This is a genomic window from Psychroserpens algicola (assembly GCF_014526325.1).
Classification (GTDB): domain Bacteria; phylum Bacteroidota; class Bacteroidia; order Flavobacteriales; family Flavobacteriaceae; genus Psychroserpens; species Psychroserpens algicola.
Genome location: NZ_JACNMJ010000004.1, coordinates 177,603 through 189,438 on the forward strand (window position 1 = coordinate 177,603; position 11,836 = coordinate 189,438).

The following is an 11,836-nucleotide window of genomic DNA, read 5'->3' on the forward strand; positions in this document are numbered from 1 at the left end:
TCTGACTGTAAATCAGAATGGATGTCTTAAGTTATGATTCCGTGTCGCTTTCTATTACGTTTTTTGATACGGAATACTTGTTGTTTTTCTTAATTCGGAATGCGAAGTATTTTTTGTTCTTCTAAATACCGTTGAACAGCAATTAATGCTGCAATTTTAGCTTCATTTTGCTGTTGTTCTAATAATTTTTCAGCTGAATAATACTTCTTTACAAAATGCGTATCGAAATTCCCACTTCGGAAGGCGTCATGCTCACAAACATAAGTTCCAAAAGGTAATGTGGTTTGGATACCTTCAATGTGATAATTGTCAATTGCTTTCAGCATTAAGGCAATGGCTTCATCTCTGGTGTTTCCGTAGGTAATTAACTTCGAAATCATCGGGTCGTAATAAATCGGAATTTCCATGCCTTCTTCAAATCCGTTATCCACACGTATTCCATCGCCTTCAGGTAATTTGTAAGTTTCTAATGTGCCGACACTTGGTAGAAAATCATTTAAAGGATCTTCAGCATACACACGCAATTCCAGTGCATGGCCATGAATTTTTAAGTCCTCTTGTTGGTAAGGTAAAACCTCACCACGAGCCACACGAATTTGTAATTCGACCAAATCGGTATTCGTGATAATTTCAGATACAGGATGCTCAACCTGGAGACGTGTATTCATTTCAAGGAAGTAGAAATTATGATCGTCATCAAGTAAAAATTCGACGGTACCAGCACCAACATAATCACAAGCTTTGGCAACTCTAACGGCTGCTTCACCCATTTTGGAGCGTAGTTCTGGTGTGAGGACACTCGATGGCGCTTCTTCTACAACTTTTTGATGACGACGCTGGATACTGCATTCACGTTCAAATAAGTGAATACTATTGCCATGGGTGTCGGCCATAACCTGAATTTCAATATGACGTGGCGAAGTGACGTATTTTTCAATAAATACGGAGCCGTCACCAAAGGCATTCACAGCTTCACTAATGGCGCGATCCATTTGCGATTCAAATTCACTTTCTTTATCTACAATACGCATGCCTTTTCCGCCACCACCAGCTGAGGCCTTTATCAAGATTGGGAACCCGATGTCTTTAGCTATACTTTTGGCTTCAGCGATATCTGTTATGGCTTCATCTGTACCAGGAACCATAGGGATATCATAAGCTTTAACCGCTTCTTTTGCTGCTAATTTGCTTCCCATGATTCGGATGGCATGAGATTTCGGACCAATAAATGTGATGTTATTACTTTCGCATAATTCAGCAAAATCAGCATTTTCACTCAAGAATCCGTATCCTGGATGAATTGCATCGACATTTAAGTTTTTAGCAACCTCAATAATTTTATCACCTAATAAATACGATTGATTAGAAGGTGCTTCACCAATAAGAACAGCTTCATCTGCATATTTTACATGCGGTGATTGTCTGTCGATTGTTGAATAAACAGCAACCGTTTTAATTCCCATTTTTTTTGCCGTTCGCATAACACGAATGGCTATTTCTCCACGATTTGCAACTAATATTTTTTTCATGTTATTCAAACTCAATTAATAGTTGGTTTTTTTCTACAGCATTTCCTTTTTCAACAGAAATAGATTTGATAACACCTGTTCTAGGTGAGGTTAAAACGTTTTCCATTTTCATGGCTTCTAAGATTAAAAGCGGATCATTTTCATTGACTTCTTGTCCTGTTTTTACATTTATTTCAAGGATAAGACCAGGCATTGGCGCTTTGATGTCATTGACAATTTTTGAGCTTCCTATTTCAAATCCCATGTCTATTATTAAAGAATCTAAAGCGTTAAAAATGTTGATATTATAAGTGTTGTTATTAACTTTTACTTCATATGATTTTTTATTAACATCTGAAGCGGTTATTTCAGCTTTATAAGATGTGTCGTCATGCAAAACATGATAGGTATTAGCTGAAGTTTTTATGCTATTGAGTTTAGAACTGTCGGTTTCTGAAATATCAAAATCGAATGATGTATTGACATTTACTTTAAACGATTGACGCATTGAAATGAATTTTAAATTTTGGTAAAGGTAACGAATTATAACGTTTTCGTAAATGTGAATTTACGATCTCATATTTAGAAACTCATGACTTGTTTATTGATTATTATCTGGATTGAAATGTGAATCGTCCTGATGTTTTTTAATGGCTTTGTGCGATAAAATAATACCGAGAATTAGAGATATAATGGCGCCTGTCCAGATGCCAGGAATAAAATCTATAAATAAGAAAAAGTCATAAAACCCATGAAATGTTACTGCTAGGAGTAAGCCTAGTAAATTAAGTCGGATTCTAAACTTAGAAAACTTTGCTTTTCCCATAAAATAGCCCATTAAAATCCCAAAGGTAGCATGAGCAGGAACCGCAGTAAAGGCTCTTAAAAACCCAGTAATATAACCACTTTCTAAAACATAAAATACATTTTCTGTAGCCGCAAACCCCATCGATACCATAACGGCATACATAATACCATCAAAAGGTTCATTAAATGCTTTTTTAGGTTGGGCAAAAAACCTCACAATTATATACTTACTAAATTCTTCAGTAAGACCAACAACCAGAAAGGCTTTCACAAATTGTTGTGGCACACTAAAGCTATCGTTAAGAGGTAATAAAATATCAAAACCCAGATAAATGATGGTTGTAACGACAATACTAACTATGGCGCCCAATAGGAAACTTGCCAGTAATAAACCTTTAGGCTCTTTGTCATATTTATCTTTAAAATAGACATAAAGAATGATGATAAAAATAGGAGCAATAGCTAGTAAGAGTAGATTAATCATAGGTAAAATATAGTGAAAATTAGCGCGTCATTCTGGTTTTAATGGCAGCAACTACAAATTCGTAATAGGATTTGTTACTTGAAACAAAATGATTATTAGCTTCAGAATGTTTTAGTAGTTGATTGAACTGGTCGATAGATACAAATTTTAAGGCTTCCACTTCTTCTTTTTGAGGTTGAAGCGCATCTAGTTTTACCGCGATCTTAGCTACAAACGTATTGTGAAATTCATTATCAATGATGCCGTTAGGATAGGATTGAAAACATTCAAACACTCCAATTTTAATGAGCTGAGCTTCGTTAATGGAGATGCCAATTTCTTCTTTGGCTTCTCTAACAGCTGCTTGTTCTGGAGTTTCTCCAGCATCTATATGGCCAGCTACAGAAACATCCCAAAGTAGCGGACAAATAGCTTTTGAAGCCGCACGTTGTTGAAGAAGAATGTTTCCTTCTGCTGTATACAACCAAACGTGAGCCGTATTGTGTAAATGACCTTTGGCATGAATTTCTGACTTTAATGCAGAAACACCTGTTGGTTGTCCGTTTCGGTCTACGATGTCGATATATTCTTCCAAAAGCTAATTTTTAAAGGATTGATTTAATGACATTCACTAAAGTGTCAAAATCAGATTTAGTATTAAACAGATGACAAGAAATGCGAATGTATGATCCTCTAAAGGATAAAAAAATGTTTTGTTCTTGAAGCACTGTTTTTAAGTCTTTAATATCAATATGCTCAGGAAGTTTTGCTCCAAATAAATGATGCGTCCGATAATCGGGATGTTCAATTTGAAAACCTAAACCAGTAAGTTCCGCTACGGCTTTATAGGATATCGATTTACAATACTCCTGAATAGCTTTTGGAGTCCAATCTATCACTTGTTTTAAGGCTTCGATTTGCATTTTCACATAAATGAAATTTCCACTTTCACCAACAGCATAGCGATTTGCAAACGGTTTGTACTGGGGTTCATAATTGGTTAAATCAGATAATTTTTCACTGTGTAACCGGTTAGCCCAGTTATTTTCAATAGGTTCGCCATCGTCAAAATAACTGCTGTAATAGGCATAGCCACAACCATATGGTCCGAATAACCATTTGTAACCTGCACAAATTAAAGCGTCAGGTTGAATTTCTTTAACAGAAAAGTGAAAGGCTACAATAGTTTGACTGCCATCAACAATTAATAATGCGTCGTGCTTTCTGGTTTTAGCTCTTATGGCTTTTAAGTCGAAAATTGTGCCGTTGGACCAATGGATATTTCCAAGTGCCACAACAGCCGTTTTGTTGGTGATGTGATCAAGAAGGTCTTGATTCCACTGTTTGGCGTTGTACGTTTTTAAATTCGGATTGGCAACTGTAATCAGTTTGGCATCATAGGTGTCAGCCAGTTTTTTCCAGGCATAATAATTACTCGGAAACTGCTCTTCAATGATTACTATTTCGTCTCCAGAATTGAGTTTAATGTTATTAGTAACTGTCGCTATTCCGTAGGAAACAGAAGGAATACTGGCGATGCGTTCAGATTCGTCAACATCAATAAGTTGGGCAAATAAGCCTTTAAGCTCAGTCACCGGATCAAAAAAATCTGAAGACGGAATGGTATAAGGCTGGCTCTTTTGTAAAACCGCATCAATTCCAGCCTGCTCAACAGCTTTAAAAGAAGGAGAGAGGCTGGCAGTGTTTAAATAAGTAATGTGATCTTCAATGTTAAAAAGATGCTTTTGATGTTTTAAAATCATGTTTTAATTATTCAAAATATGAAAATGTATCCCCATCTTTAATCTTCAGTAAAGTTTCATAAATCATCTTAATCACATTTTCAACATCATCACGATGTACCATTTCTACAGTTGTATGCATATAACGTAATGGTAAAGAAATTAGTGCAGAAGCCACGCCACCATTGCTGTAGGCAAAGGCATCGGTATCTGTACCTGTTGCTCTAGAAAGTGCAGAACGTTGAAACGGAATTTTCTTAGCTTCGGCAGTATCAGTGATTAAATCTCTCAATTTTTGTTGTACAGCAGGAGCATAAGCCACTACAGGACCTTTACCAAGTTCAAGATGACCTTCCTTTTTCTTATCAATCATAGGTGTTGTGGTATCATGCGTAACATCGGTAACGATAGCAACATTAGGTCTGATAGTTTCAGTAATCATTTGTGCGCCACGTAATCCTATTTCTTCTTGAACAGAATTCGTAACATAAAGTCCGAATGGTAAAGTCTTTTTATTCTCTTTTAGAAGACGCGCCACTTCAGCAATCATAAATCCACCCATTCGGTTATCAAGTGCACGACAGACAAATTTATTTTTATTCAGAATATGAAATGTGTCTGGATAAGTAATAACACAGCCTACATGAACGCCTAATTTTTCAACTTCTTCCTTAGTTGTACAGCCGCAGTCAATAAATATATTATCAGGTTTTGGCGGTTCTTCTTTTGCTTTACTTCTGGTGTGAATTGCAGGCCATCCAAATACACCTTTTACAATCCCTTTTTTTGTGTGTATGTTTACAATTTTACTAGGTGCAATTTGATGATCGCTTCCACCATTTCTAATTACGTATATGAGTCCGTTATCAGAAATATAGTTTACATACCAAGAAATTTCGTCGGCATGCCCTTCAATCACGACTTTATATTTTGCCTTAGGGTTGATGACACCAACAGCAGTTCCGTAGGTATCAGTAATAAATTCATCTACATAAGGTTTTAGATAGTCCATCCACACCTTTTGTCCGTCCCATTCATAACCTGTTGGAGCAGCATTATTTAAATATTTTTCAAGGAAATCAATTGATTTTTTATTGAGTATACTTTTTGTAGCCATATATGTTTATGTTTCAGTTTTCGTAAAAATAAAAGGATTTATTCAGTATTTAAATCTTAAGCATCGAAAATTTGTAACAAAATGAAGTATTTTTACACCAATACCTACAATTAAGAAACCATCAAATTTATATTAGAATGAAGCTAGTCATTAAAGATTTAACAAAAACATACAAAAATGGTGTTAAAGCCATCGATAACCTCAATATTGAAATAGGAACAGGAATGTTTGGTTTATTGGGGCCAAATGGTGCTGGTAAATCCTCTTTAATGCGAACTATTGCGACATTACAAAGTCCGGATTCTGGATCTATTACTTTTGGAGAAATCAATGTTTTAGAAGATAAAATGGCGCTTAGAAAAGTGCTTGGCTATTTACCACAATCCTTTGGTGTGTATCCTAAAATGTCAGCAGAAGCTTTATTAGATTACTTTGCAACTTTAAAAGGCGTAAGCTCAAAATCTGAGCGACAAGCTTTAGTGAATGAGGTTTTAGAAATTACCAATTTATACGATGTCAGAAAGAAAAATGTTGCAGGATATTCTGGAGGTATGAAACAGCGTTTTGGCATTGCGCAACTGTTATTAAATAACCCGAAACTTATTATAGTTGATGAGCCTACAGCAGGTTTAGATCCAGCCGAAAGACATCGATTTTTAAATGTACTTAGAGAGGTAGGTACCAATTGTACTGTCATTTTTTCGACACATATAGTAGAAGATGTTAAAGAGCTATGTAACGAGATGGCGATTTTGAATGGTGGACGAATTTTAAAGCAATCAACACCTTCGAAAGCCAGAGCAGAGCTTGTAGGGAAAATTTGGACTAAAGTGATTGATAGAGATGACTTAGAAGCCAATGAAGCTAAATACAATATTCTGTCATCAAATTATAATGAAGATAATTCGCTAAACATACGAGTGTATGCAAATGCTCAGCCAGATGACGATTTTAAAGCCTCTGAACCTCAATTAGACGACGTGTACTTTATAGCCTTAAAACAAGATGAACCAGTTTTAAGCTAAATCAATTTCAACTAAATTAAAAAAGTACATTATGTTTTCTACTATATTTTTTCATGAGCTAAACTATTGGATAAAAAAGCCTGCTGTATATATTTACATGGCAATTTTCTTTTTTTTAGCGCTTTTTATTGCAGCAACTTCAGCAGGAATTTTTGATAGTATCACTGCAACGACTGGCTCTTCACGAATTGTGAACTCGCCTTATGGGGTCAGCAATTTATTTAACGGCTTATCTATTTTAATATTTTTTCTGTTTCCTTCAATTATTGGTGTATCGGTGTATCGCGATTATAAAAGTGAGATGCATACCATTTTATATTCCTATCCGTTTACTAAAGCCAATTATCTATTTGCAAAGTTTTTTAGTTCTATTCTTGTCGTAACCTGCATTGTATTGGCTATAGGCATAGGAATGTTTATAGGATTTAGAATGCCTGGCACAAACCCGGATTTGGTAACCTCATTTAATTTCAAAGCTTATTTCGATACTTATTGGTTATTTATATTACCTAATATTATTTTATTTGGAGCCATTGTATTTGCAGTAGTTACTTTTACCCGAAATATCGCTGCGGGTTTTATAACTATCGTCTTATTGTTTTTTGTTCAAGGACTTACAGAAAGCTTTTTATCAAATCCTGAGCATCGGTATTTTGCTGCTTTGGTTGATCCTTATGGAGCAGCTGCAGCACAATACTATACGAGATATTGGACTATTTCCGAACAAAATGAATTACATATCCCTATTAAAGAGTTAATTCTCTATAATCGATTAATATGGCTGGGAGTTGCTAGTTTGATATTCGGACTTGTCTATAAATATTTCACTTTTAGTCAAAATGCGCTTTCATTTTCATTATTTAAAAGAAAAACAGGAGAGCGTTCAACTAAAAGTAATTTTGGTGGTATTACCAGAATAAATTTACCAAAGGTTAATTTTGATTATTCTTTTCTGCAAAACTTAAAAACAGCATGGAAAGTTTCTAATGTCGAATTCAAGTATATTGTTAAAAACTGGCCTTTTATATCTATTGTTCTTGTAGGACTACTTTTGGTTTTAGTGGTATTAATTGATGTTGGAAATGCTTTTGGAACACCAACTTATCCTCGAACCTGGCGAATGCTACAAGGAGGAAGCATCTTTGTTTTGTCTATAAATATATGTACATTTTTATATACTGGAGTTCTCGTCAATCGAAGTAAAACCTTTCGAATGAACGGACTAGAGGATACGACTGCAGTACCAAACTGGACGCTGTTTTTATCTAAGCTTATAGCTGTGATTAAAATGCAAATTCTATTGCTTTTAATCATCATGGTTGCAGGTATCGCATTTCAATTATATAAAGGATATTACGATATTGAAGTAGGACTATATCTCAAAGAATTATTGGGATTAAAACTCATCAACTATGTTATCTGGGCATTTTTAGCCCTATGCTTACATACTCTGGTAAGGAATCTGTATTTAGGATTATTTATACTAATTGTGATTTCTATCGGAATCCCATTTTTAACTTTAGCAGGTGTAGAAAATGACTTGTTCAAATATAATGAAGGTCCAGGATTTGGTTACAATGACATGAATGGTTATGGCGATTCTCTGGGACGTTATTTATTGTATAAGGCGTATTGGGTTCTGGCAGGATTAATTTTAGTGGTTATTGCAGGATTATTTTGGGTAAGAGGTTTACCACATTCTTTTAAAGAGCGTTTATCTATTGCTAAAAAGCGTTACAAACTTCCAGTTGTTATTACTTCTATGGTATTACTTCTAGGGTTTTTAACCTTAGGATTTAGAATTTTTAAAGAGACTAATATTGAAAATACGAGATATTCGTCCAAACAGATAGAGAAACTCAGAGTTGATTGGGAAAAGACCTATAAAAAGTATCAAAATAACGCACAGCCCAGAATTGTATCGGTTAAGACAGATGTACATATATTTCCAAAGTCGAGAGATTTTGAAGCCTCAGGAACCTATGTAATGGTTAACAAAACAAATCAGGCTATCGATAGTATATTTTTAAATCATAACGATTATGTAAGTACATTTGAGTTTGATCGAGAAAACACTCTTGTGCTTGAAGACACCGTATATGATTTTGATATTTATCAGTTGAAAACACCATTAAAACCAAGTGATTCGATGGTGTTAAATTTTACTGTTAAAAATGAACCTAATACTTTAATCACAAGGAATTCTCCTATTAGAGCTAATGGAACATTTATCAATAATATGCAGCTGTTTCCTAGTTTAGGTTATAGTGAAAATCGAGAACTTACCGATAATAAAACACGTCAAAAGTACGATTTACCACCTAATGAGTTACGACCACATCCTTCAGACTCTACTGCTTTAGGGAATACTTACATTTCTAAAGATAGTGATTGGATTGATTTTGAAACTACGGTTAGTACCAGTGAAGACCAAATTGCTATAGCGCCTGGTTATCTTCAGAAAGAATGGGTTGAAGATGGGCGTCGTTATTTTTATTATAAAATGGATAGCAAAATTTTAAACTTTTACGCTTATAATTCCGCAGCATATGAGGTGAAACGTGATACTTGGAATGATGTCAATCTCGAAATTTATTACCACAAAGGTCATGAGTACAACCTTGATCGTATGATGGAAGGTATGAAAGCGTCTCTGGCATATAACAGCGAAAATTTTAGTCCGTATCAGCACAAACAACTCCGCATTGTAGAATTCCCAAGTGGAAGTTTTGCACAGTCGTTTCCAAATACGATTCCGTTTGCTGGAGATGCCGGATTTATTGCAGATGTCGATGATAGTGAAGAAGGAGGTATTGATTATACCTATGCGATAACTGTACACGAAGTCGCGCATCAATGGTGGGCACATCAGGTGATTGGTGCTGATGTTCTTGGAGCAACCATGCTATCGGAAAGTTTATCAGAGTATGTGGCATTAAAAGTTCTTGAAAAAGAGTTAGGTAAAACTCAAATGCGTAAGTTTTTAAAGAAATCTTTAGACGATTATCTAACTGCCAGAACCTTCGAAAGCAAGCGTGAAAAACCGTTAATGTATAACGACGGACAAGGCTACATACGTTACCAGAAAGGCTCTTTAGTGTTTTATGCTATAAGCGATTATATAGGAGAAGATGTTCTGAATAATACGCTAAAAACTTATGTGGAAAAAGTAAAATTTCAAGAGCCACCTTATACGACTTCAATAGACATGGTTAACCATATTAAAGCTGTGACGCCAGATAGTTTGCAATATGTTATCAAGGATATGTTTGAAACCATTACGCTCTATGATAATCGTATCGAAGATGCTAATATTACTGAAATGGATAATGGTAAGTTTAAAGTTGATATCGAATTTAACGTGAGTAAATATCGTAATAATGAAAAGGGAAGACGCTACTATTCTGAGCCAGGTAGAGATTCAATTTCTTATTTAGCAGAAGGAAAGAAAACACCAATTTTATCTGTTCAATTAGAAGATTATATTGATGTTGGAATCTTCACCGAAGATGATATTGATGGTCAAAAGAAAGAACGGGTTTTATATTTGAAAAAACATAAAATCACTAAAATTAATAACAAGCTCACCATTATAGTTGATCAAAAACCAACTGAAGTAGGTGTAGACCCATATAATAAATTAATCGATACACAATCTAATGATAACCGACAGCAATTATAGGTAAAGATTGTATGAGATAAGCCCATAAATAGTTGTTATTTGTGGGTTTTTTATATTAAATTAAATCAAAATTTATTCACAATATTAACAAGAAATAAAGGTTTTAAAAGCAGTAAATACTTAATTTTGAAATCTAAAGCCATTACAATTGGAACGATTTTAGATAAGTCTTAAACATGAAGTCATTTTTATATCTCATATTGTGTTTTCCAATGCTTGTCTTTTCTCAGATAGAACCTGTAGAACAAGACTCTACAGCTGTGCAGTACATTTACGTTGAAGGGGATTCAATTCCAAAAACAGCCATTGATTTAAATGAGGTGTTATTACTTAATAAGCTGAAATTTTCCAGTAAGGAAGAGCGTATCAAGTATTTAATATTAAAGCGTAAAACTTTAAAAGTGTATCCTTATGCAAAATTAGCAGCCGAACGTTTAACCAGTTTGAACCAACGCTTGGAAACTTTAGACAGTAAACGCAAGAAGAAAAAATACGCCAAAAAAATTCAAAAATATATTGAAGAAGAATTTTCTGCTGAATTAAAAAAACTAACCAAAACTGAAGGGCAAATCTTAGTGAAGCTTATCCATCGCCAAACAGGAAAAACGACATTTGAGCTCATTAAAGAATTGCGTAATGGATGGCGTGCATTTTGGTTTAACAGTACAGCTAACCTTTTTGATATCTCCTTAAAGCGAGAATTTAACCCTATTGAAGTTAAAGAGGATTTTTTAATTGAAGATATTTTAGAACGAGCTTTTCAAAACCGTCAATTAATTCGTCAGGAACCTGCCATCGATTTCGATTATTATGATCTTACCGACAAATGGCTGAATGACAAAGCAACTGCAGAAACCAAAAATTAATGCGCATTCAAACCGCTTTCGAAGAACGTTTAAATGCTTGGAGTCATGGTATTGGTGCTGTTCTCGGTATTGCTGGATTGGTACTCCTTATCGTGTTTCTAAAAAAAGAAACACCTTATGCTTTATTTAGCGTTATTGTTTACGGTGTTTCTATAATCGTATTGTTCTTAGCGTCTACATTTTATCATGCCGTAACAGGAGAAAAACGCAAGCACTATTTCAGGATTGTAGATCATATTAGTATTTACTTACTCATTGCAGGAACTTATACACCAGTGCTTCTTATTATGCTGCCAGATAGTTTAGGTTGGCTACTCTTTTGGGTCGTTTGGGGAATCGCTGCTTTTGGTGTGATTTTAAAACTATTTTTTACCGGAAAATTTGAAACATTTTCAACACTATTATACCTCGTGATGGGTTGGCTTATTGTCTTCGATTTCTCTACTTTAGCAGATAGAATTGCTACTAACGGACTTTACCTTTTGTTCGCAGGAGGAGCTTTTTATACTTTAGGTATTATTTTTTATGCCATTGAAAAAATACCTTATAATCATGTCATCTGGCATGTGTTTGTTCTTGGTGGAGCTGTTTGTCATTTTTTTATGGTCTACTATTATGTGATTTAA

At 34.7% G+C, this 11,836-nt stretch carries 10 protein-coding genes; 4 read left to right on the forward strand and 6 right to left on the reverse strand.

What is annotated here, in order from left to right:
* Positions 1 to 89 precede the first annotated feature (89 nt).
* The 6 genes from accC to H7350_RS10530 form a co-directional block, all read right to left on the reverse strand.
* On the reverse strand, positions 90 to 1,529 hold the full coding sequence (gene accC / locus H7350_RS10505) for an acetyl-CoA carboxylase biotin carboxylase subunit (RefSeq protein WP_204345866.1): 1,440 nt from the start codon (positions 1,527 to 1,529) through the stop codon (positions 90 to 92).
* Position 1,530: 1 nt separating this feature from the next.
* Positions 1,531 to 2,016, reverse strand: coding sequence for an acyl-CoA carboxylase biotin carboxyl carrier protein subunit (locus H7350_RS10510; protein ID WP_204345867.1), 486 nt, complete (start codon positions 2,014 to 2,016; stop codon positions 1,531 to 1,533).
* Positions 2,017 to 2,109: 93 nt separating this feature from the next.
* On the reverse strand, positions 2,110 to 2,796 hold the full coding sequence (locus H7350_RS10515; protein ID WP_204345950.1) for a YhfC family glutamic-type intramembrane protease: 687 nt from the start codon (positions 2,794 to 2,796) through the stop codon (positions 2,110 to 2,112).
* A gap of 22 nt (positions 2,797 to 2,818) precedes the next feature.
* The gene (locus tag H7350_RS10520; protein ID WP_204345868.1) at positions 2,819 to 3,373 is read right to left on the reverse strand and encodes an NUDIX hydrolase; all 555 of its coding nucleotides are present in this window, start codon (positions 3,371 to 3,373) and stop codon (positions 2,819 to 2,821) included.
* A gap of 10 nt (positions 3,374 to 3,383) precedes the next feature.
* A complete protein-coding gene (locus H7350_RS10525; RefSeq protein ID WP_204345869.1) occupies positions 3,384 to 4,541 on the reverse strand; it encodes an aminotransferase class V-fold PLP-dependent enzyme in 1,158 nt (385 codons plus the stop codon).
* Positions 4,542 to 4,548: 7 nt separating this feature from the next.
* Complete coding sequence (locus tag H7350_RS10530; protein ID WP_204345870.1) at positions 4,549 to 5,637, reverse strand: M42 family metallopeptidase; 1,089 nt, start codon at positions 5,635 to 5,637, stop codon at positions 4,549 to 4,551.
* Between the two features lie 137 nt (positions 5,638 to 5,774).
* Here H7350_RS10530 and H7350_RS10535 point away from each other — a divergent pair, with 137 nt between their 5' ends.
* The 4 genes from H7350_RS10535 (at position 5,775) to trhA (ending at position 11,836) form a co-directional block, all read left to right on the forward strand.
* Positions 5,775 to 6,662 (forward strand): ABC transporter ATP-binding protein, encoded by an 888-nt coding sequence (locus H7350_RS10535; protein WP_204345871.1) that lies wholly within the window; start codon positions 5,775 to 5,777, stop codon positions 6,660 to 6,662.
* A 31-nt stretch (positions 6,663 to 6,693) separates the two neighbouring features.
* Positions 6,694 to 10,344: an ABC transporter permease/M1 family aminopeptidase gene (locus H7350_RS10540; RefSeq protein WP_204345872.1), complete on the forward strand. Its 3,651-nt coding sequence runs from the start codon at positions 6,694 to 6,696 to the stop codon at positions 10,342 to 10,344.
* A 176-nt stretch (positions 10,345 to 10,520) separates the two neighbouring features.
* Entirely contained in the window at positions 10,521 to 11,210 is a 690-nt protein-coding gene (locus tag H7350_RS10545) for a DUF4294 domain-containing protein (RefSeq protein WP_204345873.1), read from the forward strand.
* On the forward strand, positions 11,210 to 11,836 hold the full coding sequence (gene trhA, locus H7350_RS10550; protein ID WP_204345874.1) for a PAQR family membrane homeostasis protein TrhA: 627 nt from the start codon (positions 11,210 to 11,212) through the stop codon (positions 11,834 to 11,836). Before H7350_RS10545 ends, trhA begins: the two co-directional genes overlap by 1 nt.

What these genes read in the sequence shown, in the direction of transcription:
- accC (WP_204345866.1), bottom strand. Translation starts at nt 1,529, where the DNA reads ATGAAAAAAATATTAGTTGCAAATCGTGGAGAAATAGCCATTCGTGTT.
- H7350_RS10510 (WP_204345867.1), bottom strand. Translation starts at nt 2,016, where the DNA reads ATGCGTCAATCGTTTAAAGTAAATGTCAATACATCATTCGATTTTGAT.
- H7350_RS10525 (WP_204345869.1), bottom strand. Translation starts at nt 4,541, where the DNA reads ATGATTTTAAAACATCAAAAGCATCTTTTTAACATTGAAGATCACATT.
- H7350_RS10530 (WP_204345870.1), bottom strand. Translation starts at nt 5,637, where the DNA reads ATGGCTACAAAAAGTATACTCAATAAAAAATCAATTGATTTCCTTGAA.
- H7350_RS10535 (WP_204345871.1), top strand. Translation starts at nt 5,775, where the DNA reads ATGAAGCTAGTCATTAAAGATTTAACAAAAACATACAAAAATGGTGTT.
- H7350_RS10540 (WP_204345872.1), top strand. Translation starts at nt 6,694, where the DNA reads ATGTTTTCTACTATATTTTTTCATGAGCTAAACTATTGGATAAAAAAG.
- H7350_RS10545 (WP_204345873.1), top strand. Translation starts at nt 10,521, where the DNA reads ATGAAGTCATTTTTATATCTCATATTGTGTTTTCCAATGCTTGTCTTT.
- trhA (WP_204345874.1), top strand. Translation starts at nt 11,210, where the DNA reads ATGCGCATTCAAACCGCTTTCGAAGAACGTTTAAATGCTTGGAGTCAT.